Source organism: Tepidamorphus sp. 3E244, assembly GCF_046159835.1.
GTDB lineage: Bacteria > Pseudomonadota > Alphaproteobacteria > Rhizobiales > Tepidamorphaceae > JACKJK01.
Genome location: NZ_JBJXCY010000003.1, coordinates 107719 through 132693 on the forward strand (window position 1 = coordinate 107719; position 24975 = coordinate 132693).

23 protein-coding genes are annotated in these 24975 nt (G+C 65.4%); 13 read left to right on the top strand and 10 right to left on the bottom strand.

The features are described 5' to 3' along the window. Position 1: 1 nt before the first annotated feature. Positions 2–769 carry a bifunctional demethylmenaquinone methyltransferase/2-methoxy-6-polyprenyl-1,4-benzoquinol methylase UbiE gene (ubiE, locus tag ACKTEK_RS15785; RefSeq protein ID WP_409166275.1) on the bottom strand — a complete coding sequence of 256 codons (768 nt, stop codon included), beginning with the start codon at positions 767–769 and terminating at the stop codon, positions 2–4. Positions 770–901: 132 nt separating this feature from the next. Between ubiE and mutM the strand changes: the two genes are divergently transcribed. From mutM to ACKTEK_RS15835, 10 genes are all read left to right on the top strand, one after another. Further along, on the top strand, positions 902–1789 hold the full coding sequence (gene mutM / locus ACKTEK_RS15790) for a bifunctional DNA-formamidopyrimidine glycosylase/DNA-(apurinic or apyrimidinic site) lyase (RefSeq protein ID WP_409166276.1): 888 nt from the start codon (positions 902–904) through the stop codon (positions 1787–1789). Positions 1790–1891: 102 nt separating this feature from the next. Then, complete coding sequence (locus tag ACKTEK_RS15795; protein ID WP_409166277.1) at positions 1892–2665, top strand: enoyl-CoA hydratase; 774 nt, start codon at positions 1892–1894, stop codon at positions 2663–2665. A 234-nt stretch (positions 2666–2899) separates the two neighbouring features. Beyond that, on the top strand, positions 2900–3160 hold the full coding sequence (gene rpsT, locus ACKTEK_RS15800; protein WP_409166278.1) for a 30S ribosomal protein S20: 261 nt from the start codon (positions 2900–2902) through the stop codon (positions 3158–3160). Positions 3161–4019: 859 nt separating this feature from the next. Continuing rightward, positions 4020–4457 (top strand): rhodanese-like domain-containing protein, encoded by a 438-nt coding sequence (locus ACKTEK_RS15805; protein ID WP_409166279.1) that lies wholly within the window; start codon positions 4020–4022, stop codon positions 4455–4457. Positions 4458–4537: 80 nt separating this feature from the next. Continuing rightward, positions 4538–5998, top strand: coding sequence for a chromosomal replication initiator protein DnaA (gene dnaA / locus ACKTEK_RS15810; RefSeq protein ID WP_409166280.1), 1461 nt, complete (start codon positions 4538–4540; stop codon positions 5996–5998). A gap of 253 nt (positions 5999–6251) precedes the next feature. Further along, positions 6252–7373 carry a DNA polymerase III subunit beta gene (gene dnaN / locus ACKTEK_RS15815; protein ID WP_409166281.1) on the top strand — a complete coding sequence of 374 codons (1122 nt, stop codon included), beginning with the start codon at positions 6252–6254 and terminating at the stop codon, positions 7371–7373. After that, positions 7370–8512 carry a DNA replication/repair protein RecF gene (gene recF, locus ACKTEK_RS15820; RefSeq protein WP_409166282.1) on the top strand — a complete coding sequence of 381 codons (1143 nt, stop codon included), beginning with the start codon at positions 7370–7372 and terminating at the stop codon, positions 8510–8512. Before dnaN ends, recF begins: the two co-directional genes overlap by 4 nt. Before the next feature lie 210 nt (positions 8513–8722). Then, the gene (gene gyrB, locus ACKTEK_RS15825) at positions 8723–11152 is read left to right on the top strand and encodes a DNA topoisomerase (ATP-hydrolyzing) subunit B (protein ID WP_409166283.1); all 2430 of its coding nucleotides are present in this window, start codon (positions 8723–8725) and stop codon (positions 11150–11152) included. After that, a complete protein-coding gene (locus tag ACKTEK_RS15830; RefSeq protein WP_409166284.1) occupies positions 11145–11864 on the top strand; it encodes a haloacid dehalogenase type II in 720 nt (239 codons plus the stop codon). Before gyrB ends, ACKTEK_RS15830 begins: the two co-directional genes overlap by 8 nt. A 257-nt stretch (positions 11865–12121) precedes the next feature. Next, positions 12122–14353, top strand: coding sequence for a transglycosylase domain-containing protein (locus ACKTEK_RS15835; RefSeq protein ID WP_409166285.1), 2232 nt, complete (start codon positions 12122–12124; stop codon positions 14351–14353). A 64-nt stretch (positions 14354–14417) separates the two neighbouring features. Here the strand turns inward: ACKTEK_RS15835 and ACKTEK_RS15840 are convergent, their stop codons facing one another. From ACKTEK_RS15840 to ACKTEK_RS15865, 6 genes are all read right to left on the bottom strand, one after another. Further along, positions 14418–15659 carry a multidrug effflux MFS transporter gene (locus ACKTEK_RS15840; protein ID WP_409166286.1) on the bottom strand — a complete coding sequence of 414 codons (1242 nt, stop codon included), beginning with the start codon at positions 15657–15659 and terminating at the stop codon, positions 14418–14420. A 27-nt stretch (positions 15660–15686) separates the two neighbouring features. After that, the gene (locus tag ACKTEK_RS15845; protein ID WP_409166287.1) at positions 15687–16451 is read right to left on the bottom strand and encodes a M48 family metallopeptidase; all 765 of its coding nucleotides are present in this window, start codon (positions 16449–16451) and stop codon (positions 15687–15689) included. A gap of 98 nt (positions 16452–16549) precedes the next feature. After that, positions 16550–16939 carry a DUF2852 domain-containing protein gene (locus tag ACKTEK_RS15850; protein ID WP_409166288.1) on the bottom strand — a complete coding sequence of 130 codons (390 nt, stop codon included), beginning with the start codon at positions 16937–16939 and terminating at the stop codon, positions 16550–16552. Between the two features lie 134 nt (positions 16940–17073). After that, entirely contained in the window at positions 17074–18369 is a 1296-nt protein-coding gene (locus tag ACKTEK_RS15855; protein WP_409166289.1) for a polyhydroxyalkanoate depolymerase, read from the bottom strand. Between the two features lie 204 nt (positions 18370–18573). Beyond that, positions 18574–19401 carry an ABC transporter permease gene (locus ACKTEK_RS15860; RefSeq protein WP_409166290.1) on the bottom strand — a complete coding sequence of 276 codons (828 nt, stop codon included), beginning with the start codon at positions 19399–19401 and terminating at the stop codon, positions 18574–18576. Then, complete coding sequence (locus ACKTEK_RS15865; RefSeq protein ID WP_409166291.1) at positions 19398–20168, bottom strand: ABC transporter ATP-binding protein; 771 nt, start codon at positions 20166–20168, stop codon at positions 19398–19400. Before ACKTEK_RS15865 ends, ACKTEK_RS15860 begins: the two co-directional genes overlap by 4 nt. Positions 20169–20280: 112 nt before the next feature. Here ACKTEK_RS15865 and ACKTEK_RS15870 point away from each other — a divergent pair, with 112 nt between their 5' ends. Both ACKTEK_RS15870 and ACKTEK_RS15875 read left to right on the top strand, forming a co-directional pair. Continuing rightward, a complete protein-coding gene (locus ACKTEK_RS15870) occupies positions 20281–21648 on the top strand; it encodes an ActS/PrrB/RegB family redox-sensitive histidine kinase (RefSeq protein ID WP_409166292.1) in 1368 nt (455 codons plus the stop codon). Positions 21649–21742: 94 nt separating this feature from the next. After that, positions 21743–22297: an ActR/PrrA/RegA family redox response regulator transcription factor gene (locus tag ACKTEK_RS15875; RefSeq protein WP_409166293.1), complete on the top strand. Its 555-nt coding sequence runs from the start codon at positions 21743–21745 to the stop codon at positions 22295–22297. A gap of 16 nt (positions 22298–22313) precedes the next feature. Here ACKTEK_RS15875 and ACKTEK_RS15880 read toward each other — a convergent pair whose 3' ends face one another. Then, a complete protein-coding gene (locus ACKTEK_RS15880) occupies positions 22314–22796 on the bottom strand; it encodes an MmcB family DNA repair protein (RefSeq protein WP_409166294.1) in 483 nt (160 codons plus the stop codon). An 8-nt stretch (positions 22797–22804) separates the two neighbouring features. Further along, a complete protein-coding gene (locus tag ACKTEK_RS15885; RefSeq protein WP_409166295.1) occupies positions 22805–23191 on the bottom strand; it encodes a c-type cytochrome in 387 nt (128 codons plus the stop codon). Between the two features lie 167 nt (positions 23192–23358). Here ACKTEK_RS15885 and ACKTEK_RS15890 point away from each other — a divergent pair, with 167 nt between their 5' ends. After that, complete coding sequence (locus ACKTEK_RS15890) at positions 23359–24450, top strand: YeeE/YedE family protein (RefSeq protein ID WP_409166296.1); 1092 nt, start codon at positions 23359–23361, stop codon at positions 24448–24450. Here ACKTEK_RS15890 and ACKTEK_RS15895 read toward each other — a convergent pair. After that, positions 24434–24808: a septal ring lytic transglycosylase RlpA family protein gene (locus ACKTEK_RS15895; RefSeq protein WP_409166297.1), complete on the bottom strand. Its 375-nt coding sequence runs from the start codon at positions 24806–24808 to the stop codon at positions 24434–24436. The two genes, ACKTEK_RS15890 and ACKTEK_RS15895, sit on opposite strands and share 17 nt — an antisense overlap. Positions 24809–24975: the final 167 nt, after the last annotated feature.

A 24975-nucleotide genomic window follows, 5' to 3' on the forward strand; every position in this document is an offset into this window, starting at 1 on the left:
CTCAGATCTTCCAGCCGGAATGCAGTGCCGCGACACCACCGGTGAGGTTGCGGAACTGGACCCGCTTGAACCCGGCCTTCTCGATCATGCTGGCAAAGGTCTGCTGGTCGGGAAAGCGGCGGATGCTTTCCACCAGGTAGCGGTACGGCTCCGGGTCGCCGACGACGACGCGGCCCATGGCCGGGATCACGTTGAAGGAATAGAGGTCGTAGATGCGGTCGAGGCCGGGCGTATCGACGGCGGAGAATTCAAGGCACAGGAAGCGCCCGCCCGGCCGCAGCACGCGGTAGGCCTCGTCGATGGCCTTCTGCACGTCGGTGACGTTCCGGATGCCAAAGGCGATGGTGTAGGCGTCGCGCGTGGAATCGGGCAGCGGCAGCGCCATCGCATCGCCCGCGGTGAAGCGCAGGTGCGCGTCATGCCCGCGCTTTTCCCAGCGCCGCGCGCCCTCGCCCAGCATCTGCGGGTTGATGTCGATGACGTCGATTTCCGAGCGCGGGCTGGTATCGGCAATTCGGAACGCGATGTCGCCGGTGCCGCCGGCAACGTCCACCACGCGGAAGGGCGCACCGGCATTGCCGCGCGGCGGGTTGAGCCAGGTCACCATCGCGTCTTTCCAGGCGCGGTGAAGGCCCCCGGAAAGCAGATCGTTCATCAGGTCGTAGCGGCGGGCCACCTTGTCGAAGACCTCGCCGACGAGGCGCGCCTTGTCGCCGGTCTCGACCTCCTGAAAGCCGAAATGGGTCCGCTCGTTGGGCTGCATGGTCATCAATCCTGGCGTTTCAAGCGACTGTGAGGAGAGCTTTCGCCCGCCAATTGCGCGGGACGATAGCGCATGGACCCGCCCGGCGCTATGTATGCAACCGCGCTGAATCGGAAAGGGTTTAACGAAGATACGATCATGCCGGAATTGCCCGAAGTCGAAACCGTCAGGCGCGGGCTGGAACCGGTCATGGCCGGAGCGAAGGTGCGCAGCGTGACGCTGAACCGCGCAGACCTGCGCTTTCCCTTTCCGCCGCGCTTTGCCGAGCGGATCGCGGGCCAGACGGTCGTCTCGCTCGGCCGGCGGGCCAAATATCTGCTGGCGGAGCTATCCGGCGGCGAGACGCTGCTGATGCATCTTGGCATGTCCGGATCGTTCCGCGTCGCCGGCGAGGTCACCGGGGAAGACGCCTTCCACCATGCCCGCAGCAAGCTGCCGGCCCACGATCATGTCATCTTCGACCTTGCGACATCCGCAGGCCCGGGCGCGCAGGTCATCTATAATGACCCGCGCCGCTTCGGATACATGGACCTCATCACAACGCCCGAGATGGCGGCCCACCCGCTGATCCGCGATCTCGGCCTTGAGCCGACCGGCAACCGTCTCGACGGCGCTTGGTTGTCGGAGGCGCTTGTCGGCAAGGCCGCGCCGCTGAAGGCCGCGCTGCTCGACCAGCGCATCATCGCGGGGCTCGGCAATATCTATGTGTGCGAGGCGCTGTTCCGGTCGGGGCTTTCGCCGCGCCGCAAGGCCGGAACGATCGCGCGACGCGGGGGCAACGCGACCGACCGCTCCACAAGGCTGGCTGAAGCCGTGCGCGAGGTCATTGCCGAGGCCATCGAGGCGGGCGGGTCCACGCTTCGCGACCACATGCGCACCGACGGGTCGCTCGGCTATTTCCAGCACCGTTTTTCCGTCTATGACCGCGAGGGCGCGCCCTGCCCGAAACCCGGCTGCGGCGGCACCGTGCAGCGGATCGTGCAATCGGGCCGCTCGACATTCTTCTGCCCGGCATGCCAGCGTTGAAGGCGAGCGGGCTTTCATTCCCCAACCGCCGCCTTATGGTGGCGTCGATGACAAATTTCGCAGCGGACGAAACGCTGCGCAACGTGACCGGAGCGAACGTTCATGGCCTATGACCACATCATCGTCGAGGAGCGCGGAAATGTCGGGCTCATCACGCTCAACCGCCCGGACGCGCTGAACGCGCTGTCCACTCCGCTGATCGAGGAACTGGGCGAGGCGCTCGACAAGTTCGAGGAAGACGAGCGCATCGGCGCGATGGTCCTGACCGGCAGCGTGAAGGCCTTTGCCGCCGGCGCCGACATCAAGGAAATGAAGGACCGAACGTTTGCCGAGGTGTTCCTGGGCAATTTCATCTCGCGCTGGGAGCGCATCACGCGCGCCCGCAAGCCGGTGATCGCGGCGGTTTCGGGCTATGCGCTGGGTGGCGGGTGCGAGCTGGCCATGATGTGCGACTTCATACTGTGTTCGACCACGGCGAAATTCGGCCAGCCGGAAATCAATCTCGGCGTCATCCCCGGTGCCGGCGGCACTCAGCGCCTGACGCGCTTCGTCGGCAAGTCGAAGGCGATGGAAATGTGCCTCACCGGCCGCATGATGGATGCTGAGGAAGCCGAGCGTTCTGGCCTCGTCAGCCGCGTGGTGGAGCCCGACGACCTGATCGAGGAAGCGGTGACGACGGCCCAGAAGATCGCCGACATGGGCCGGGCCGCGGCGATGGCGGCCAAGGAATCGGTCAACCGCGCCTACGAGACGACGCTTGCAGAAGGCGTGCATTTCGAGCGCCGCCTGTTCCATGCGCTGTTCTCGACGGAGGACCAGAAGGAAGGCATGGCGGCGTTCGCCGAAAAGCGCAGTCCGCAGTTCCGCAACCGCTAGAGGCCGGCGAGCCGGCAAAAGCCCGCGTTCCAAGCCGCATTGCGGCACGCGCGCGTGTTGACTGCGCGGCGTCAGTGGGGCTATACGCTCTCCTCAACCGGCGGCTTGCTTGCGAGCCGCCGCATGTATTTGCATCAACGAGATTTCCGGGTGAGCGCTTGAGGTGCCTGGCACCTTCGCAATCCGGCATCTGGATCGTGCCACTGACGGCACGCCGAGGATCGAGGACGAAACATGGCCAATACACGCTCGGCCAAGAAGATGGTGCGCAAGATCGCCCGTCGCACCGAGGTCAACAAGTCGCGCCGCACTTCCATGCGCTCGATGGTTCGCAAGGTCGAGGAAGCCATCACTTCCGGTGACAAGGACGCCGCATTCACTGCGCTGCGCTCTGCGGAGCCGGAGATCGCGCGCGCCGGCCAGAAGGGCATCATCCACCGCAACACTGCGGCCCGGAAGATTTCCCGCCTGTCGAAGCGCGTCTCCGCGCTGTAAGGCCCGGTTGGCGGGGCGACCCGCCGCACATCCGGACTGTTCGAAGTATTCATGACGCCGCCGGCCATCCGTCCGCGCGGCGTTTTTGGCGTTGCCTGCAGCGGAGCCCGAGCCTTCCGTTGCAGCACGGGTTCGATGGCATGAGAGGGCATGTCTTCAAGTAAAAAATCGCGCCAGGCGCGATGCGCTGTCGCGGTCTTTTCGCTCCGGGAAAAGGACCCCGCGCCAAATTCCGTTGCGGAATCAGCGTGTTCCCCGAGTGTCAGTCCCGTGACAGAAAAACTCTAATAAAATCATATAGTTGGACTCTGGTGCCACTGACCACCAACCTGACGTGACGGTGAGTCAGTTGGTCGTTACGGATGCGTGACTCAATTTTTTTGCCCCTCTGGGATACCAGTCCGGAGGTCTCCCAGATGGCGATTCCTGATTAGACTCCAACCGCTTATGGTTCGAGCCCTCGCGACCCCGATTTGAGGGGGCTGGGAGGCGTTAACGGAATCTTCACGTCAGGCTGTTGCGGGGGTCCGGACGCTTGGCTATGGTCATTGGGCGGTTGGGGACTTCAACTGTCGTTTCCAAGATTAACGTCGTAGGGCGCAGCCTATTCTGGCTGTACGGGAGGTATTGGCTCGAATGAGACTTGTTTATTCTTCCGCTTTTAGACCCAAGCCGTTTTTCTTCTACTTCGTTTTGGGCGCGTAGCTGGCGTCTCGCCGGTGGCCCGCGCGGTTTTTACCGCACGTCAAGTAACCGATTACATCAAGTGAAGCGTCCGTGATGCGGTCCAGAGCTGGCCCGCAAACGGTCGAATTGTGTCCACACGACATCACACACCGAGAAGGCAAAGCGATCAACCATGACGACCACGGACGCAATTTCAGCGCTTCCCTCCCGCGAGGCCTACGACGCCCTGTCAGCCGATGACGGCGCCGTGCTGATCGATGTGCGGACGCGGGCGGAATGGTCGTTTGTCGGGATCGCGGACCTCTCGGCAATGGGAAAGCAGCCTATCCTGATGGAATGGCAGCAATTCCCCGCCATGGACGTTGACGCACAGTTTGCGTCCCGGCTCGCTGCGGAATTGAAGAACCGCGGCGCAGACGAGGGTACCGGGCTTTATTTCATCTGCCGGTCGGGAGCGCGCAGCCTGAACGCGGCGCGCGCCATGTCGGCGGCAGGTTTTTCCAGTTGTTTCAATGTTTCAGACGGATTTGAGGGCGATCTCGATGCCGAGCGGCACCGCGGTCGCGTCAGTGGATGGAAGGCGGCGGGCCTTCCGTGGGTGCAGTCATGAGCGCTGTCGTGCAGTTGGGGGCTTCTGCCCGGCATCAGCCCGTGCCCGCGGAATGGACCGAAAACACAGGAGGCAAACACGTGAAGCATGGCAACTCAGCCGGAGGGGGCTCCGGCAGTTCTGGCACCGATTACGCGGCGGCGTGGGACCGTATCCTGAAGCGGCTCATCGCGGAGTTCGGTCACAACGTTTTCCAGAGCTGGTTTGCCCGGTTGAAGTTCGACGGGATCGATAACGACAGCGCCATCCTCTCGGTGCCGACGCCGTTCCTGCGCAGCTGGATCCGCGATAACTACCAGACCCGCATCTCCGCCATGTGGCAGGAAGAGCGCGCGGAAGTGACCGGCATCGACCTGCGGCTTCGCCGTCCCGGCCAGGCCGCCGCGCAGGCAGAAGCCGTGCAGGAGGCCAAGCAGGCTGCGAAATCGCGCGCCGAGGCCATTGCCACCGAGGGCCGCAACCGCTCCAGTTCCAGTGACGGCATTCCGCTCGACCCGCGCCTGACCTTCGACAGCTTCGTTGCCGCGCCGACTAATACGCTGGCGCGCGCCGCGGCAAACGAGATCGCCAATGCCGCCGACGGTGTTGCGCCGCGCTACAACCCGCTTTTCATCCATGGCGGCGTGGGGCGCGGCAAGACCCACCTGCTGCACGCCATCGCCTGGGAAGTGCGCAACAAGGCCCCGCATCGCAAGGTGCGCCTGCTGTCGACCGACATGTTCATGCTGAAGTTCGTGTCGGCGGCGCGCGAGAACGACACGGTCGCCTTCAAGACCATGCTGCGCACCGGCGACCTGCTGCTGATCGACGATCTGCAGTTCCTCCAGGGCAAGAGCACGCACAAGGAATTCGGCTACACGATCAACGCGTTGGTCGAAAGCGGCAAGCAGATCGTCGTGGTGGCCGACCGTCCGCCCGCACGCCTCGAAGGCTTCGATGAGCGCATCAAGTCGCGGCTCGCCGGTGGCCTTGCGCTGGAAGTCGGCGCGCCGGATGCCGTGCTGCGCCGTGACATCCTCGACAAGCGGCTGGAAGCGGTTGCGCGGGACAACCCCTCGCTCGATCTCGATGAGGACGTGGTCGCCTTCATCGCCCGCAACCTGTCGAGCAATGGCCGCGACATCGAGGGCGCGCTCAACCGGCTGTGCCACAATGCGATGCATTGCAGCGACAAGATGACGGTGGAAAAGGCCGAGATGCTGATGCGCGACCTGATGGTCGCGCGCGAAAGCCGGCCGGTGAAGATCGAGTGGATCCAGAAGATCGTCAGCCAGGTCTACAAGATCAGCCGGCAGGACCTCGTCTCCGAGCGCCGCACGCAGGCCGTGGTGCGTCCACGCCAGATCGCGATGTATCTCTGCAAGACCATGACGCCGCGCTCGCTGCCCGATATCGGCAAGCGCTTCGGCAACCGGGATCACACAACAGTGCTGCACGCGATCCGCAAGATCGAGGGCCTGATTTCCAAGGACGAGATGATGCGCCGTGAGATCGAATCACTGCGCCGCCGCATCGAGGACGAGGCCGACCGGGACGAATAGGCGGCCCGTTTCACCCCCTTCAGCTCCACTTGCAGGCTTCGCGGCACGTTTTCGCCACTTCCCGGCGCTTGGCGGGGCTTGCAACCGCGGACGCGAGCGGGCAAATTCTGCGTCCCCTCGCGCGATGCACGCGCAATGCGCCACACCCGCCACTGACGTTGCGGCATGGCGCGTTCAAGAGGTCTTTCCCGCCCGGGAACCGGGCCGGCGATCTGCCCGGCCCGCTCAGGCATCCAGCGTTGCGGAGACAGCCATGCGCGTCACCCTCGAAAGAGCGGCCCTCGTGAAGGGCCTGACCCACGTGCACCGCGTCGTGGAGCGGCGCAACACGATCCCGATCCTGTCCAACGTGCTGCTGAAGGCCGAGAACGGCGAGCTGCGCCTGCGCGCCACCGACCTCGACCTGGAAGTGACCGAATCCGTGGCAGCCCAGGTCGAGCAGCCCGGCGCGACGACGGTTCCCGCCCACACGCTCTACGACATCGTGCGCAAGCTGCCGGACGGCGCGCAGGTTTCGCTGACCAGCGGCGACGACGCCACCTCGGTCCAGCTTGAAGCCGGGCGCGCGCGCTTCACGCTGCAGGCGCTGCCCGAGGCCGATTTCCCGGACCTCACCGCCGGCGACATGGACAACCGCTTCTCGCTGGAAGCCGGTGCCTTCAAGCGGCTGATCGCCAAGACGCAGTTTGCCATTTCGACCGAAGAGACCCGCTACTATCTCAACGGCATCTTCCTGCACTGCACGGACGGCGATGACGGCGACAAGGTGCTGCGCGCGGTCGCGACCGACGGCCACCGGCTGGCGCGCGTCGACATCACCGCGCCCGACGGCGCCGACGGCATGCCCGGCGTCATCGTGCCGCGCAAGGCGGTCGCGGAGATCGATCGGCTGATCGAGGCGTCCGACGCCGAGCTGACCATCGAGCTCTCCGACAACAAGATCCGCTTCACGATCGGCTCGGTGATCCTCACCTCCAAGCTGATCGACGGCACCTTCCCCGACTACAGCCGCGTCATTCCCAGCAGCCACGACAAGGTGCTGAATGTGGATACCCGCAGCTTCGAGAAGGCGGTCGACCTCGTGTCCACCGTCTCCACCGAGCGCGGGCGCGCCGTGAAGCTGTCGCTCGGCGACGGCCAGGTGGTGCTGACGGTGAACAATCCCGATTCCGGCACGGCGACGGAGGAAATCGCGGCGAATTACGACGGCGATTCCATCGATATCGGCTTCAACGCCCGCTACCTGCTGGATATCGCCAACCAGCTGGAAGCCTCCGACGCGCGGTTCGAACTGTCCGATCCCGGCTCGCCGACGGTGGTGCGCGACGGTGACGATGCCTCCGCGCTCTACGTGCTGATGCCGATGCGGGTGTGAGCGGACAGCCCATCGCCGTCACGCGGCTGAGCCTGACGGATTACCGCAACTACGCGCACCTGACGCTCGACACCGACGCGCGCCCGGTCGTTCTCACCGGGGCGAACGGAGCGGGCAAGACCAACCTCCTCGAAGCGGTGTCCCTGCTTGTGCCGGGACGCGGCCTGCGGCGCACGCAGTTCGGCCAGCTTGCGCGCGCAAACGGGTCCGGAGGATGGGCGGTCGCCGCAGACGTCGACGGGCTGAACGGCCCGGTGCGCATCGGCACCGGCATCGAGGCGGGTGCGGAGGCCACCACCACCCGCACCGTGCGCATCGAGCGCGAGCCACAGCCCGTCACCGCCCTTGCCGACCACGTGACATGCCTGTGGCTGACGCCGGCCATGGACGGGCTCTTCACCGGCCCTGCGGGCGACCGGCGTCGCTTCCTCGACCGGCTGACGGTCGCGCTGCACGGCGCGCACGCCGCCCAGACCTCGCGCTTTGAACGCCTCATGCGCCAGCGCAACCGCCTGCTTGCCGACATGAACCCCGATCCGCGCTGGCTCGATGCCATCGAGGGGGAGCTTGCTGAATCCGGCATCGCGATTGCCGCCGCACGGTCCGAGACGGTGGGGCTGCTGGCAGAGGCTGCGGAAGCGACACGCGGCGACGACATGTTCCCGGCTTTCGGCATCGCCATCGAGGGCGAGATCGAAGCCGACCTCGGCTCGCTGTCGGCGACGCAGGCGGAGGACGCCTACCGGGCGCGGCTTGGCGCGATGCGCGGGCAGGATGCAGCGGCAGGGCGCACGCTGTCCGGCCCGCATCGCAGCGACCTTGGCGTCACCCACGCGCCCAAGGGCATCGCGGCGGCGCTGGCTTCCACCGGCGAACAGAAGGCGCTGCTGATCGGGCTGACCCTGGCGCACGCGCGGATCGTGACGCAAAGGTCGCCGGGCAAGCGGCCACCGTTGTTGCTTTTGGACGAAATTGCAGCCCATCTCGACGATTTGCGGCGCGAAGCCCTTTATGACCGGCTGAATTCCCTGCAATGCCAGGCCTGGATGACCGGCACGGATCGGGCGCTTTTTGCTGCGATTGAAGCCGATGCGCAGACATTCGAGGTGGCGTCCGGCACGGTTTCGCCCTGGGGGTGAACGGCTCGTTCACGCTCGCGCCCGGAAGGCGCGCAAACGGCCCGGAAAGCTTGCCAAAATATGGCCCAAAGATGCTATTATCTGTTTGATTCTTCTTGCAGGTTTTGGCGTCGGAAGGGTTCGCCCGCTCGCCGCCGCCCGCAATGCCTCGCACCGGGCCTGACGACCGCGCGCAATCCGCCTCCCGCTGCCCAGAGACGATAGGTCCCAATGTCGAATTCATCCGCCGCCGAAACTGGCGCCTCCGACTATGGCGCATCCTCCATCAAGGTCCTCAAGGGCCTCGATGCGGTTCGCAAGCGCCCGGGCATGTATATCGGCGACACGGATGACGGCTCTGGCCTGCATCACATGGTCTACGAGGTGGTCGACAACGCCATCGACGAGGCGCTCGCGGAATACGCCTCTGCGGTAACCGTGGTGCTGAACGCCGACGGTTCGGTGACCGTCACCGACGACGGGCGCGGCATTCCCGTCGAGTTGCACCCGGAAGAGAAGGTGTCGGCGGCAGAGGTCATCATGACCCAGTTGCACGCCGGCGGTAAGTTCGACCAGAACAGCTACAAGGTCTCCGGCGGCCTGCACGGCGTCGGCGTGTCCGTTGTGAACGCCCTGTCGAGCCAGCTCGACCTCGTCGTGTGGCGCGACGGCAAGGAACACGCGGTCCGCTTCAAGCACGGCGTGGCGGAAGCCCCGCTGGCGGTGACGGGCGATGCGGAAGGGCGCACCGGCACGAAGGTGACGTTCAAGCCGAGCCAGGAAACCTTCACCCAGGTCGAGTTCGACTGGAACACGCTGGAGCACCGCCTGCGCGAGCTCGCGTTCCTGAATTCGGGCGTCACCATCGAGCTGATCGACAATCGCGGCGTCGAGGAGCGCAAGGAAGTGATGATCTACGAGGGCGGGCTGGAAGCCTATGTCCGCTATCTCGACCGTGCGCGGCACCCGCTGATCGACAAGCCGATCATGCTGAAGGCCGAGAAGGACGGCATCACCGTGGAAGTCGCCCTGTGGTGGAACGACAGCTACCACGAGTCCGTGCTGTGCTTCACCAACAACATCCCGCAGCGCGACGGCGGCACCCACCTGGCCGGTTTTCGCGGTGCGCTGACGCGGCAGGTGACGGGCTATGCCGAAGCCTCCGGCATCACCAAGAAGGAAAAGGTTTCCCTCGCCGGCGACGATTGCCGCGAGGGGCTGACCTGCGTTCTGTCTGTGAAGGTACCCGATCCGAAGTTCTCCAGCCAGACCAAGGACAAGCTCGTCTCCTCCGAGGTTCGCCCGGTGGTGGAGAATGTCGTTAACATGGGTCTTAACCAGTGGTTCGAGGAACACCCGAGCGAGGCACGCCAGATCGTGTCGAAGGTCGCGGAAGCTGCCGCCGCGCGTGAAGCCGCGCGCAAGGCCCGCGAACTGACACGGCGCAAGGGCGCGCTGGACGTCGCCAACCTGCCCGGCAAGCTGGCCGACTGCCAGGAACGTGATCCGGCGAAGTCCGAACTGTTCATCGTCGAGGGCGACTCGGCCGGTGGTTCCGCCAAACAGGGGCGCAACCGCGCCAACCAGGCGGTGCTGCCGCTGCGCGGCAAGATCCTCAACGTGGAGCGCGCGCGCTTCGACAAGATGCTGTCGTCCAACGAAATCGGCACGCTCATCACGGCGCTTGGCACCGGCATCGGGCGCGACGACTTCAACATCGAGAAGCTGCGCTACCACAAGATCATCATCATGACGGATGCCGACGTCGACGGCAGCCACATCCGCACGCTGCTGCTGACGTTCTTCTATCGGCAGATGCCGGAACTGATCGAGCGCGGGCACCTCTATATCGCCCAGCCGCCGCTCTACAAGGTGCGCCGGGGCCAGTCCGAGCAGTACATCAAGGACGAACTGGCGCTCGAGAACTATCTCATCGACATGGGCATGGAGGATTCAAGCCTCACGCTGGCCGAAGGCGAGACGCGCACCGGCGGCGACCTGCGCCACGTCATCGAGGCGTCCCGCGACGTCGCCCACATCCTCGCCGGCATGCACAGCCGCTACGACCGCACCGTGATCGAGCAGGCAGCCATCGCCGGCATCTTCAACCCCGAAGTCGGCGCCTCGGAGCAGGAGCGCGAGGAAGCAGCCGCCTATATCGCGCAGCGACTCGACTGGCTGTCCGACAGCTACGAGCAGGGCTGGACCGGGCGGCCGACCGAAGAAGGCGGCTTCATCTTCGAGCGCACCCTGCGCGGCGTGAAGGAATCCTACGTGATCGACGCGGCCTTCCTCGGCTCGGCGGACGCACGCAAGCTCGACCGACACGCGGAAGTGCTGCAGGAGGTGTTCGCCAAACCTTCCATGTTCCGCCGCAAGGAGACCGAGACGGAGATCCGCGGCCCCTCGAAGCTGTTCGATGCGGTCATGCTGACCGGCCGCAAGGGCCTTTCGCTGCAGCGCTACAAGGGCCTTGGCGAAATGAACCCCGGCCAGCTGTGGGAAACGACGCTCGACGTCGATGCCCGCTCGCTGCTGCAGGTGAAGGTCAAGGAAGTCGATTTCGCCGACGAGACCTTCTCCGCGCTGATGGGCGATATCGTCGAGCCGCGCCGCGACTTCATCCAGACCAACGCACTCAACGCGACGGTGGATGTCTAGTCCAGCCGACATCCTGCTGTTCGATGTCTTCGGCACCGTCGTCGACTGGCGCGGCTCCATCGCACGGCAGGCATCGCGGCGCTTCGGCGGCACGCCGGACAACTGGACAGGTTTTTCGGACGCATGGCGCGCCCGCTACCAGCCCGCCATGGAGCAAGTGCGGGCCGGCACTCGCGGCTACGTGCGCCTCGACGTGCTGCACCGTGAAAACCTCGATGCGATCCTTGCCGATTTCGATTTGTCTCATCTGGGCGAGGCCGAGCGCGCGGAGGTGAACCTGTTCTGGCACCGGCTGGACGGTTGGCCGGATGCTGCAAACGGGCTGGCCGCGCTTCGCGAGCACGCCCTCGTCTGCGCCCATTCCAACGGCAACGTGCGGCTGATCGCCGACATGGCCCGCCATGCAGGCCTGCACTGGGACGCGATCCTCGGGGCGGAGGTCTGCGGCCACTACAAGCCAGTGCCGCAATCCTACCTCAATGCCTGCGAGATCATGGGCGTGGAGCCGGCGCGCGCCATGATGGTCGCGGCCCACAACGATGACCTGGAAGCTGCGCGCGCCTGCGGCCTAAAGACCGCATTCGTGCTGCGCGCCAACGAACATGGCCAGGGGCAGACAACCGACCTTGAGCCGGCGCAGGACTGGGAGTTCGTCGCCAGCGATTTCTATGACCTCGCGCGGCAGTTCGGGTCTTCGCGCCACACCGTTTGAAAAAATTTATTCCAAACGGCGGTTAGCTTTAACCCGCCCTTAAATCGCCGCCATTAGCGTCACAACTCGCGGGCGCCTGGCGCGCCGGTAATCCGCCGCCGGGTGTTCCGGCATCGGATTTCCGTCTCAAGCCAAGGCCGATGACCGGACCGGATCAGGTATCGCGTACCGGTTGGTTGTCAGTGCCTCTCCTGTTGCCGGGGTGCCAAAGTGTGGCATACCCGACCCGGGCACACGAACCCGCAAGAGCACACAGTATGAATTCCGATTTCCGTCTCTACCCTGAAGATCGCGTCAGCGTGTCAGACGAGCCGCGCCGCAAGCGCAAGCCGGCCGACGGCAAGCCGCGTCCCCCGCAAGGCGGCGGTGGCGGCGGCGGCAACAACCGCGGCAACGGCGGCAATGGCGGGCGCGGCCCCGGGCCGCAGCGCCGTGGCAGCGGTGGCGGACGTGGAAACGGAGGCGGCCAGCGCCGCAGGCGCCAGAAGCGGCGCGGCGGGTGGTGGCTGTTCGGCAAGCTGGTCCAGCTGTCGCTGACGCTTGCCTTCCTTGGTGGCCTCGCGATTGCCGGCGTGCTCGGCTACTACGCGACCACGCTGCCGAGCCCCAGCGAACTGGCGATCCCCGAGCGCCCGGCCAACGTCAAGATCATCGCCATGGACGGCACGCTCATCGGCAACCGCGGGCCGACGGGCGGCGAGGCCGTGCGCCTGTTCGAATTGCCCAACTACCTGCCGCAGGCGGTGATGGCGATCGAGGACCGGCGCTTCTACGAGCATTTCGGCATCGACCCGCTGGGCCTTGCCCGCGCGATGGCGGTCAACTTCCGGGCCGGCGGCGTCGTGCAGGGCGGCTCGACGCTGACGCAGCAGCTGGCCAAGAACCTGTTCCTGGAACACGAGCGCACCATGGAGCGCAAGATCCAGGAACTGCTGCTCGCCTTCTGGCTGGAGTGGACCTATTCCAAGGACGAGATCATGGAAATGTATCTCAACCGGGTCTATCTGGGCGAAGGCGCGACCGGCGTGGAAGCCGCCGCACAGACCTACTATTCCAAGCCCGCAAGCGACGTGACGCTGGCCGAGGCCGCGACTATCGCGGGTCTCCTCAAGGCCCCGTCCCGCTACGCGCCGACCAACAATCCCGAACGCGCCAATGCGCGCATGCGCACCGTCCTGCTGGCCATGCAGGCCGCGGGCTACGTGAGCGAGAACGACGTCAAGAACGCGCTGATCCAGACCGCCGAGGTCAAGGGCGCGGGCCGCCACGCACCGGGCAACTATGTCGCCGACTGGGTGATGGAAGAGACCACCCGCCTGCTGGGCGAGGTGAAGCACGACATCATCGTGGAAACCACCGTCAATCCGCGCCTGCAGAAGCTCGCCGAAAAGGCGCTGACGCACATCCTAGACACCGAGGGCGCAGACCGTGGCGCGCAGCAGGGCGCGCTGATGACCATCGACACGTCGGGCGCGGTGCGCGCGATGCTCGGTGGGCGCGACTACGCCATCAGCCAGTTCAACCGCGCCATCAAGGCGAAGCGCCAGCCGGGTTCGGCCTTCAAGCCGTTCGTCTACGCGACCGCCATGGAATACGGCATGTCGCCGGACACGCTGCGGGCGGATTCTCCCGTCCAGTACGGTGACTGGGCGCCGAAGAATTACGACGGCAAGTATCGCGGGCCGATGACGCTGGCCGATGCGCTGTCGAAGTCGATCAACACGGTGTCGGTGAAACTGACCGACGAGGTCGGCCCCAAGGCGATCATCCAGACCGCACAGCGCATGGGCATCGATTCAGAGATGCAGCCCAACCTGTCGCTGGCGCTGGGTACTTCGGAAGTCAGCCTCTACGAGCTGACCCGCGCCTACGTGCCGCTCGCCAATGGCGGCTTCGAGGTTCTGCCGCACATCATCACCCGAATCCGCGACGTGAACGGCAAGGTGCTGTTTGAACGCGACGTGCCGCCGCTCGGCCAGGTGCTTTCGGAGCAGACCGTCGGCGCGATGAACTACATGATGCAGATGACCGTCTCCGACGGCACCGCGCGCCGCGCAATCCTGCCGGACGGGCGTCCCGCCGCCGGCAAGACCGGTACGACGCAGGATTTCCGCGACGCATGGTTCGTCGGCTACACGGCCGACCTCGTCACCGGCGTGTGGATCGGCAATGACGATCGCACCCCGATGAAGAAGGTGACCGGCGGCAACCTTCCGGCGATGGTCTGGAACGAGTTCATGGCCGGTGCCCACGAAGGCTTCCCCGTCGCCATGCTGCCGGGCGAATACATTCCGAGCGAAGGCACGGCGCTGGCCGTCGACGAGAGCCTGCCGTGGCTCGAGCCGGGGCAACAGGCACCGGGCGCGCGCGCCAACGACGATGCGGCCATCGTGATCGACGGCCAGGAGCGCCAGCAGGTTCGGCGCAACGGCGGTGGCAATGGTGGCGGCGTGATCGGCGGTATCTTCCGCTCAATCTTCGGCGGCTGATCATCAGGCGGGGCCGGTTGCCGGCCCTGCCTTCAATGCTTTTTCCCTCGATCCGAAATAACGCTCAGCGCGGCAGGACGCCTGCGCGCATCCGCCGGCTGGCCAGGTGCGCGGCGAAGGCCGTGCTGCCCATGACGGCGAGCGCGATGGTCAGCGCGCGCGCATCCGACGACAGGTTCGCCGACACCACGATGCCGATGATGGCGGCCACGCTCATCTGGGTGAAGCCGACGAGCGAAGACGCCGTGCCTGCGCGCTCCGGGAAGGGCGTCATGGCACCGGCCAGCGCCTGCGGTAGAACCAGCCCGACGCCGGCAAAGTAGATCGCCGAGGGCACCAGCAACCGCCAGGCCTGCGTACCTGGCGCCGCCGTTTCAGTTAGCGCCACCGCCAGCAGCCCGCCGGTGAGCAAGGTCAGCGCGCCGAGCGCAATCGTGCCGTCGATGCCGCGCTGGCGCGTGATGCGCCGACCGGCGAGCGTGCCAGCCATGTAGCCGAGCACCGGACAGGCGAACGCGATGCCGAACGTCATCGGGCTGAGGCCGTAGACCTGCTGCAGCACGAAGGACGACGCCGACAGGAAGCTGAACAGCCCGCCATAGGCGCAGCAGGCGAAGACCAGATAGACGCGGAAGAACGGGTTGCGGACCAAAGCTGCAAAATCCGCTGCGATGCTGCGCAGCGTCGCCGGTCGCACGAACTCGAATTTGAGCGTTTCGGGCATGGCGAAGTGGATGAAGGCCGCGCCCGCAAGGCCAAAGCCTGCCATGACCGCAAAGTTGGAGCGCCAGCCGAAAACCTCGTGCAGCAGCGCCCCGAGCGTGGGGGCGAAGAGCGGCACGATGCCGAGGATCGTTCCCATCAGGGCGAGTTCCTGGCCCGCGCGGTCGGCGTCGTACAGGTCCCGCACCACGGCGCGCGCGATGACGACACCGCCACCGGCACCCAACGCTTGCGCAAATCGGGCGACCACCAGCATCTCGACGCTGTGAGCCAGTGTGCAGGCGGCGCTGGCGACAGTGAAGGCCAGCAGAGAGAAGACCAGCACCTTGCGGCGGCCGAGCCTGTCGGACACCGGGCCATAGGCTATCTGGCAGAGTGCGAAGCCGACGAGAAAGCCGGACAGCGTGAGCTGGATCTGCGGGATGTCGGCATTTAGCTTCTGCGCCATCGCGGGCAGCGAGGGCAGGTACATGTCGGTCGCCAGCGGACCGAGCGCGGTCAGCAGGCCGAGGGTCACCGTCATGGCGATCGTGTCGGGCTTGAGCTTCATGGCGTGCTTGTGGAACAGGGCACGTGAACGCACAAGCGATCCCCGCGCATGGCGGGGATGTCAGTCATCGCGCCCGTAGCGGTGCAGGTCGCGACCGTGCTGCTTGAGCCAGGCTTCCGCCCGGTCGGTCTCGGGGAACAGCCGCTTCGTCAGCGCCCAGAAGCGCGAGGAATGGTTCATGTGCTCGAGATGCGCGACCTCGTGGGCCGCGACATAGTCCAGCACGAAGGGCGGCGCGAGAATGAGCCGCCACGAGAACGACAGCCCGCCCTTCGAGGAACATGATCCCCAGCGTGATGCCGTGTCCCGCACAGTGATGCGGCCGGGTTTCGCGTCGATCTTGCCCGCGTGATCGGCGACGCATTCGGCGAGGTCCTCGCGGGCCTGCTCCTTGAGCCAGTCCTTCAACCGGCGGGGCATGTGCTCGGCGCTGCCGGGCACTGAAAGCTCAGGCCCCTCTTCGCCTTGCCGCACCTCGACCACGCCGCGCGCCTTGCCGGTGGCCAGAATCGTGTGCTGTTCGCCGCGAAACGGGATGCTCTGCCCGTGCGAGAAGGGCACCGGTCCGGGGCGGCGCGAGAGCCTTCCCGCCAGCCAGCCTTCATGACTTTCGAGAAACCGGATCGCCTGGTCGTAATCGCCGGTGCGCGGCACCGTGAGGATCACTTCGCCGGTGGCGTTGGCGATCCGCAGCCCGTAGCGGGTGGCGCGCGCGGACCGGCGCACGGTCACGCGCACGTCCTCGCCGCGAACGGGCATCACGACATGCCCCTCCTCGAGGATCGCCTTTGCCGGCTGGCGCAGCTTTCTCAGCATTCGAATCATGGTCGCCATCCTGCCACCGGCCCATTCGCACGGCATGACAAAAAGCCGCCGGCTCCTCAGGAAACCGGCGGCTTGAAGTCTCGGGATGAAACGGGCTGTCAGGCCGGCTGCGCGGCAGAGCCTTCGTCCGGCATCGTGGACGAACCGCCTGCGCGGCGCTTGGCCATGAAGTTGTCGAACTCTTCCATGTCGCGCGCAGAGCGCAGCTCACGAAGGAAGGCCTCGAACTCCTCACCTTCGCGGTCGAGCTGGCGGCGCTTTTCCTCAAGCTTGGCGAGTTCGGCGCGACGGTATTCATCGAAGGCGGCGTTGCCGGAATTGCGCGAATGCCATTTCACTTCTGCATCCTGCACCTTGTCGATCATGCGGTCGCCCCAGACGATCCAGGCGATCATGGCGAGGCCAAGCGGCCAGAACACCATGAAGCCGACGATCATCAGAAGGATATTCAGCGGCGTCCAGGCCGGACGAATCGGAAACTGTTTCATGAAACTCCATCTCCGCAGGGATCAGTGACTGATCCTCGAGATGGGGATGATGAGCACCGTTTGCAAGACCTTAACGCCCGCAAACGCCGTTCCCGCAAGGTGCGGAAACGGCGGATTTGCACCGTTTGCCAACGTTATTCGGGCTTCGCGGCGGCGGTCACTTCGCGCAGCTTGCCGCCACCCTTTCGGGGGACGGATGTGCCCGACTGGTTGGACCGGATGAAGTCTGATATGCGCGGCGCGATCTCGGAGCGGAAGCGCGAGCCATTGAACACGCCGTAGTGGCCAACGCGCGGCTGCATGTAGTGGACCTTCTTCTCGGCGGGGAGACTATCGCACAACTCGTGGGCGGCCTTGGTCTGGCCGACGCCGGAAATGTCGTCGCGCTCGCCTTCAACGGTCATCAGCGCGCACTGCGTGATCGCACTGCAATCGACCAGCTCGCCCCGGTGCTTCATGGTGCGCTTGGGCAGCGTGTGCTCGATGAACACGGTCTCCACCGTCTGCAGGTAGAACTCGGCCGTCAGGTCCATCACCGCCATGTACTCGTCGTAGAACTCGCGGTGCTTTTCCGCCGAGTCCCCGTCGCCGTCGATGAGGTGGTTGAACATGTCGTGGTGGGCGGAAATGTGCCGGTCGAGGTTCATCGACATGAAGCCCGACAGCTGCAGGAAGCCAGGATAGACGTCACGCATGAAACCGGGATGCGGGAACGGCACCTTCATGATGACGTTGCGGCGGAACCAGTCGAGATCGCGGGTCTCGGCAAGGCGGTTCACCGCGGTGGGGTTGATGCGCGTGTCGATCGGCCCGCCCATCAGCGTCATGGTGCTCGGCGTGTAGGGATCCTTGCGCGCTTCCATGACGGCGACCGCGGCCAGAACCGGAACGGACGGCTGGCAAACGGCCATGACGTGTGTGTCGCCGCCCAGCCGGTGCAGCATGGAAATGATGTAGTCGACGTAGTCGTCGAGGTCGAAGCGCCCGTCGGTCATCGGGACCATGCGGGCATCGTTCCAGTCGGTGATGTAGACGTCGTGGTTGGGCAGCATGTCTTCCACCGTGCCGCGCAGCAGCGTTGCGTAGTGTCCGGACATGGGGGCGACCAGCAGCAGCTTGGGGCCGGGCTGGTACTTGCTCTTGGATTCCTTGACGAAGTGCAGCAGCTGGCCGAACGGGCGGCGCCAGACGATCTCCTCGTGGACGGGGACACGCACGCCATCGACCGAAACGGTCTCGATCCCGAATGCCGGCTTGCCGTAGCGCCGCGTGGTGCGCTCGAAGACCTCGGCCATGGCCGCCATGGTGCGGCCGAAATGGGTGTGGGTGAGCGGATTGACGGGATTCTTGTAGTAGAGGCGGGTCGCATCGGCCATCGCCCGGGCCGGGCTCAACGCCGCATGCGTCATTTCATACCATTGATAGAACATTGCGGTACCCCCGATACACCCGGAACCGCTGCACCGGCGACTGGCAAAGGGGCCAAATCAACGCCTTTGCCCTGCGCCCGCGCTGCCGGCCCTGGCGGTCGGCATCCGAGTTATGTTGCAGTGCACTTTAACGGAGGGCCGTGGCATACGCAATTCCACTATAAACCAATGCCTTAACCCCCTGTTTCGTCAACGATTCAGTCACTATTCCCCGATTTGCAGCAAGGTTCCGGCGCGGCGCGCGCTGTCGAAAAAGTACCGGAAGGCCCACGCCGCAAGTGCGAAATAGACCATGTTGATGGCGAAGGCGCGCAACATCAGCGCGCCATCGAACGTTCCGTCCAGCAAAAGCGCGCGCATGCCCTCGAAAACGTATGTCGGGGCCAGCGCCAGCGAGACCGGCTGCAGCCAGAGAGGCAGGGATTCAAGCGGGTAGTAGACGCAGCACAGGGGCAGCAGCAGGAAGGACAGGGACCAGGCGAGGCTTTCCGCCCCCAGCCCGTGGCGCAGAACGATGCCCGACACCAGCATGCCGATTGCCCAGCTCGTGAGGTAGAGGTTCAGGAAGAACACCGCGAGCGCCAGCCCCAGTCCCCACAGGTTGAAGCCGAAAAAGACGATGGCCATTATCGTCACCGGGACGAGGCCGATGGCAACGCGGATCGTGCTCATCACCATGAGGGCGGCGATGAACTCGAACGGCCTGAGTGGCGTCATCATCAGGTGGCCGAGATTGCGCGACCACATTTCCTCCAGAAACGTGATCGAAAAGCCGAGCTGCCCGCGAAACAGCACGTCCCACAGCAGCACGCCCCCAATGAAGACGCCGGCGGCCGTTGCCGCCACGCCGGAGCGTTCGGCCAGCCAGCTTTGCAGGAAGCCCCACATCAGCATCTGCACCGCCGGCCAGTAGACCAGTTCCAGCAGGCGCGGCCAGGAATGGCGCAGCAGGAACCAGTGGCGCAGCACGATGGCCGAGACGCGACGTGCGCGTTCGTTGAGATCGCTGCCGATGTTTACCGCCTCGCTCATGCTTCTGCCTTCGGGATCGCCGCAACGCCGCGCGAGCGCGCGATATCCAGGAACACCTGCTCAAGGTTCTGGCGGCCGTAGCGCTTGACGAGGCCCGCCGGGGTATCGTCGTCGACGATCTTGCCCGAGCGCATCATCAGCACGCGGGTCGCCATGCGTTCCACCTCGGCCATGTTGTGGGAAGCGAGTAGCACGGTCGCGCCATGGGCGGCGCAATAGCGCTCGATATGGCCGCGCACCCAGTCGGCGGTATCAGGGTCGAGCGAAGCGGTTGGCTCGTCCAGCAGCAGCAGGTCCGGCTCGTTGACCAGCGCCTTGGCAAGGCTGACGCGCGTCTTCTGGCCAGCCGACAGCTTGCCGACGGCGCGGTCGATGAAGTCCTTCAGGCCGAGGTCGCGGGTCAGCTGCTCGATGCGCTTGTCGAGGTCGCGCACCCCGTAGAGCCTGCCGAAGACCTGCAGGTTCTGGCGAACCGTGAGGCGCAGCGGCATCTCCACATAGGGGCTTTCGAAATTCATGCGCGACAACGCGTCGTAGCGCGACGTCAGCATGTCGTGACCGAGCACGGTGATCTCGCCGGCGCTTGGCAGCAGCAGGCCCATGATCATGGAAATCGTGGTGGTCTTGCCCGCGCCGTTGCCACCCAGCAGGGCCGTGATCTGGCCGCGCCTGATCTCGAAATCGAGACCGTCCACTGCGACGACGCTGCCGTAGCTCTTGCACAGGCCGCTGACGCGGATCGCGGGTTCGATGGCGGCGGTTTCCATCCCTCCTGATTACGTGCGATGGCGCGCGAATGAAAGCGCGCACCTTGCATGGCCGGAATGACGCCGACGGGCCGCATGGCGCAGGCTTCGGCCCGCGTGCTAATGACAGACCATGACAGAGGTTCAGCAGGACATCATGGCAGGCGCCGGAGGGGTGCGGGACAGCGGATCACCGCTCACGGGATTGCGCCGGATGCGGGCGCGGGGCCTGCGTTCCCAAACCCTGGTGCGGCTACGGTGGCTGGCGATCATCGGCCAGTCGGTCGCGGTCATCACCGTTTCCGGCCTGCTCGATTTCGACATGCCGGTCACCCTTTGCTTCCTGCTGATCGCGGCCTCGACGGTCCTCAACCTGCTGATCGCCAACCACTACCGCACCGACACGCAGCTTCCCGAGCAGCCGGTGCTGTTCATCCTCGGCTTCGACATATTGCAGATCGCCGGCCTGCTGTGGCTGACAGGCGGGCTTGAAAACCCGTTCGCTGTCCTCATCGCCGGGCCGCTGGTGGTCGGTGCAAGCCTGCTGCCGCCGCGTTCCATCGTCGTTCTGGGCGCGCTCGCCTGCGGCAGCGCCACGATCCTGGCGCTGGAGCACCTGCCGATCCCCTGGCACCCGGAAGCACCCTTCAACTTGCCGCAGCTCTACGTGGTCGGCACGTGGCTGGCGATCCTGTGCACCGTCGCATTCACCGGGCTTTACGTCTGGCGCATCGCCGACGAGGCGCAGACGCTGGGTGATGCGCTGACGGCAACCGAACTGGTGCTGGCGCGCGAGACGCATCTTTCCAATCTGGACGGGCTGGCAGCGGCCGCCGCACACGAGCTCGGCACGCCGCTTTCCACCATCACGCTGGTGGTGAAGGAAATGCAGCGCGACGTTCCGGAAGGGGCGGCTGCGGACGATCTCAAGCTGCTGAGCGAGCAGGTGGCGCGCTGCCGCGCGATCCTGCGCAAGATCGGCTCGCTGGGCAACGACGGCGAAACGCCGTTTGCGCGGCAGTCCCTGAGCGAACTCATCAAGGAAGCCGCCGCGCCGCACCAGGAGTTCGGCATCGATATCGACATGGAACTGCTCGGCGAACCGGCGGACGAGCCGGTCTGGCGGCGAAGCCCGGGAATCCTCTATGGCCTCGGCAACCTGATCGAGAACGCGGTCGATTTCGCCCGCGAGCGGGTACGAATCACCGCGTCGTGGGACGAGAACACCGTGATGGTCGGCGTCAGCGACGACGGGCACGGAATCCCCGTCGATATTTTGCCAAAGCTCGGACAGCCCTATCTCAGTCTGCGGGGCGACCTTGCCGACCCGGCGCGGGCGCTGGATCGCAAGGGCCTTGGCCTCGGCGTGTTCATCGCGAAGACGCTGCTGGAGCGCTCAGGCGCGAGTATCGACATTCGCAACGCGTCGGCGCCTGCCAGCGGCGCACGGATCACGATGCGGTGGCCGCGATCGGCCTTCGGGTCCGCATCGCTCAAGTGATCCGCAGTAACGGGTGTTTACGTAATGTGGTCAATACAAGTATATGAAGGTTGGAATACGTATGTTCACGGATCACCGGATGGAACCGCAAGTCATGTCCGACACGCCCAGCCTTGACGGAATTGCGGATCGCAGCCTGCTCATCGCGGACGACGACAAGCCGTTCCTCGACCGGCTGGCGCGCGCGATGGAGCGGCGTGGATTCGACGTTCGGCAGGCCGACAGCGTGACGGCGGCGATTGCCGCGATCAACGCGTCCGCCCCCGCCTTTGCGGTGATCGACATGCGGCTGGAAGACGGCAACGGTCTGGACATCGTCTCGCACCTGAAGACCAAGCGGGCCAATGCGCGCGCCATCGTGCTGACCGGCTACGGCAACATTGCCACCGCCGTGAACGCAGTGAAGCTCGGCGCGGTGGACTACCTCGCAAAGCCCGCCGACGCGGACGAAGTGGCGAACGCGCTGCTTGCGCCGAGCGGCGAAAAGGCGGACCCACCGGAAAACCCGATGTCTGCCGACCGGGTGCGATGGGAGCATATCCAGCGCGTCTATGAGCTGTGCGACCGCAACGTGTCGGAGACGGCGCGACGGCTTTCCATGCACCGGCGCACGCTGCAGCGCATTCTCGCCAAGCGCGCCCCGCGCTAGGGATTTTTCAAACCAGTCAGAAGCCCGTGTGCGGGTCAGCCTGAGTATGGAGCGTGTTTGCGGCTGAACGCGCAAACAGCAGCGTCACCGCCTTGCGGCGCGCGGGCGGCAGCGGCGCGCAGGAATTGTCGCGCAACAGTTCCGCGCCATAGGCATCGGCGACCAGCAGGCCGGCTTCCTCGGGGAAGATGTCCGCCGGCACGTCACCCAGTGTCGCGAAGAAGAAGCGGTCACAGAATTCGCAGTAGCCCGGCCATTTGCGGTCGGCACGGAAGTCGGCAACGCTCGACTTGATCTCGACAATCCAGATCTCGCCCTTCTCCGACAGGGCCATCACGTCGGCGCGCCGCCCGGTGCGCAGTGTCACCTCGCAGATGCTCGACATGCCCAGCGCACGCAGCCAGCGGCGCACGCCGCGCTGGATATCCAGCGCGCGTTCCGACTGGCGACCGTCAACCGGCGGTTCTGCCGGCGCGAGGATGGAGCGTGCGGCAGGCAAGGCGACCCTCAGAGCGTTTTCAGGTAGGCAATGAAATCGCCGACCTGGTCAGCGGTAAACTCGTATTCCGGCATCGGGTTGTCATGGCCGGTGACGATGCCCTCGGCGAGCGCCTCTTCCAGGTTCTCGACCGGCCACATCTCCTTGAAGGTGCGGAAAGGCGGCGCGTCGGAATGGGGGCTTTCACCTTCCGGACCAATGGCGTGGCAGGCAGCACAATTGGACTGCGCAAGCTGGAAGCCGCGCACCTCTGCCGGATCATCGACCGCCGTCTGCGGTGCGTCGTGGAACAGACCGGTGGCAAAGACCACCACCACCGCGATGCCAAGTGCCGCAATGGCCAGCCCCGCCAGCACCAGCCCGCCGGGCAGCGGCCCCCTCGGTTTCCTTGCCATTCATGTTCCTCGCAATGTCAGCGGTTGCCTCGAATCGCCGCCAGTCTAACGCAGCCGGTGGGCTGCGCCGACACCGCGCCGCGCAAGGACTTGAGCCACGTCAAGTCACGCGCCGGAACGGGGCCTTACACATTCAAGAAACTGAAGGTGATCGCAGGAAGGGACAAGTGATCGTGACGGACTGGCTGATCGACAGGCTTGGTGAAGGCGGCACGGCGGCGCTGTTCGGGCTGATTGCCGGGATCGTCTTCGGCTACGCGGCCCAGCGCAGCCGGTTCTGCCTGCGCGCCGCCGTCATCGAGTTCGTCCACGGACATATGGGCGAACGCGTCGCCGTCTGGCTGCTCGTCTTCACCGGCGCTGTGTTCTTCACGCAGGCGCTGTGGTGGGGCGGGTTAATCGACATCACCCAGGTGCGCCAACTGGCTGCGACCGGCAGCCTGTCCGGCGCGCTCATCGGCGGGCTGCTGTTCGGAACGGGGATGATCCTGACGCGCGGCTGCGCCAGCCGGTTGCTGGTTCTGTCGGCGACCGGCAACCTGCGGGCGCTGCTTTCGGGCCTCGTCTTCGCGGTGACGGCGCAGGCAAGCCTGCGCGGACAGCTTGCGCCCTTGCGCGAATTTCTCGCCTCGCTGTGGATCATATCCGGCACCGACATGCGCCACGCATTGAACCTGCTGGGTATCGGCGAAAGCTTCGGACCGCTGATCGCCGCCGCCTGGTTCGTGCTGGCGCTGGCGCTTGCGTGGCGGTTGCGGCTGAACCAGGTGTTCGTGGCCGGATCGCTCGGCGTCGCGGGCGCGGTCGCGCTCGGCTGGTTGCTGACGTGGACGCTGTCCCAACACGCCTTCGAACCGGTTGCGGTGAAGAGCATGACCTTTTCCGGCCCGTCGGCAGACGTGCTGATGTTCGTGCTGAACCCGCCGGGGGACGCGCTGGATTTCGATATCGGGCTGGTTCCCGGCGTCTTTGCCGGATCGTTCCTCGCGGCATGGTTTGCGCGGGAACTGAAGCTGCAGGGCTTTGACGGCGCGGCCGCCATGCGCCGCTACGTTGCGGGCGCGATGCTCATGGGCTTCGGTGGGATGCTCGCCGGTGGCTGCGCCGTTGGCGCAGGCATCACCGGCGGGTCCGTCTTCGCGGTCACCGCATGGGTGACCCTTGCTGCCATGTGGGCGGGCGCGGGGCTGACCGACCATCTCGTCGATGGCCAGCCCCGGCGCAAGCCGAACAGCGATGTCGTCAGCGTACGATCGTGACGGACACCGGCGCGGTGCCCGACTGCATCAGGCCGAGGCGCTGGGCTGCGGCGCGCGACAGGTCGATGATACGACCGCCGGCATAGGGGCCGCGATCGTTGATGCGCACGACCACGGAACGGCCGGAACGCTTATTGGTGACCTTCACCTTGGTGCCGAACGGCAGGCTCTTGTGGGCAGCCGTCATGGCATTCATGTTGAAACGCTCGCCACTGGCCGTCTTCCGGCCGTGGTGAGCCTTGCCGTACCAGGAGGCAACGCCCTGGTACGTGGCAGCATCAGCTTCGATCGCACCCCCGCCAACGGCGACAAAAGCGACCCCAGCCGCGACGAGCGCGGCACGCACAAACTTGATCATTCAGATTTTCCTTTTGACCGGCACCGGCGCGAAACATGCCGCTGAAACCCCTCAGCAGGCGGCGCGAGAATTGGTGCTCTCGTGATCAGGTGGCCGCACCCCTATTGCACTGCGGCACAAACGTCATTTCAAATTGAGTTACAGGCCGTTAGAGAAACGGAGCGCAT

Bases quoted from the DNA above. Each gene is read 5' to 3' on its own strand.
- ACKTEK_RS15870 (WP_409166292.1), top strand. From the start codon at position 20,281: ATGACAGAGGTTCAGCAGGACATCATGGCAGGCGCCGGAGGGGTGCGG.
- ACKTEK_RS15885 (WP_409166295.1), bottom strand. From the start codon at position 23,191: ATGGCAAGGAAACCGAGGGGGCCGCTGCCCGGCGGGCTGGTGCTGGCG.
- ACKTEK_RS15875 (WP_409166293.1), top strand. From the start codon at position 21,743: ATGTCCGACACGCCCAGCCTTGACGGAATTGCGGATCGCAGCCTGCTC.
- ACKTEK_RS15895 (WP_409166297.1), bottom strand. From the start codon at position 24,808: ATGATCAAGTTTGTGCGTGCCGCGCTCGTCGCGGCTGGGGTCGCTTTT.
- ACKTEK_RS15805 (WP_409166279.1), top strand. From the start codon at position 4,020: ATGACGACCACGGACGCAATTTCAGCGCTTCCCTCCCGCGAGGCCTAC.
- dnaN (WP_409166281.1), top strand. From the start codon at position 6,252: ATGCGCGTCACCCTCGAAAGAGCGGCCCTCGTGAAGGGCCTGACCCAC.
- ACKTEK_RS15850 (WP_409166288.1), bottom strand. From the start codon at position 16,939: ATGAAACAGTTTCCGATTCGTCCGGCCTGGACGCCGCTGAATATCCTT.
- mutM (WP_409166276.1), top strand. From the start codon at position 902: ATGCCGGAATTGCCCGAAGTCGAAACCGTCAGGCGCGGGCTGGAACCG.
- rpsT (WP_409166278.1), top strand. From the start codon at position 2,900: ATGGCCAATACACGCTCGGCCAAGAAGATGGTGCGCAAGATCGCCCGT.
- ACKTEK_RS15830 (WP_409166284.1), top strand. From the start codon at position 11,145: ATGTCTAGTCCAGCCGACATCCTGCTGTTCGATGTCTTCGGCACCGTC.
- ACKTEK_RS15795 (WP_409166277.1), top strand. From the start codon at position 1,892: ATGGCCTATGACCACATCATCGTCGAGGAGCGCGGAAATGTCGGGCTC.
- ubiE (WP_409166275.1), bottom strand. From the start codon at position 769: ATGACCATGCAGCCCAACGAGCGGACCCATTTCGGCTTTCAGGAGGTC.
- ACKTEK_RS15865 (WP_409166291.1), bottom strand. From the start codon at position 20,168: ATGGAAACCGCCGCCATCGAACCCGCGATCCGCGTCAGCGGCCTGTGC.
- ACKTEK_RS15855 (WP_409166289.1), bottom strand. From the start codon at position 18,369: ATGTTCTATCAATGGTATGAAATGACGCATGCGGCGTTGAGCCCGGCC.
- gyrB (WP_409166283.1), top strand. From the start codon at position 8,723: ATGTCGAATTCATCCGCCGCCGAAACTGGCGCCTCCGACTATGGCGCA.
- ACKTEK_RS15845 (WP_409166287.1), bottom strand. From the start codon at position 16,451: ATGATTCGAATGCTGAGAAAGCTGCGCCAGCCGGCAAAGGCGATCCTC.
- ACKTEK_RS15835 (WP_409166285.1), top strand. From the start codon at position 12,122: ATGAATTCCGATTTCCGTCTCTACCCTGAAGATCGCGTCAGCGTGTCA.
- ACKTEK_RS15860 (WP_409166290.1), bottom strand. From the start codon at position 19,401: ATGAGCGAGGCGGTAAACATCGGCAGCGATCTCAACGAACGCGCACGT.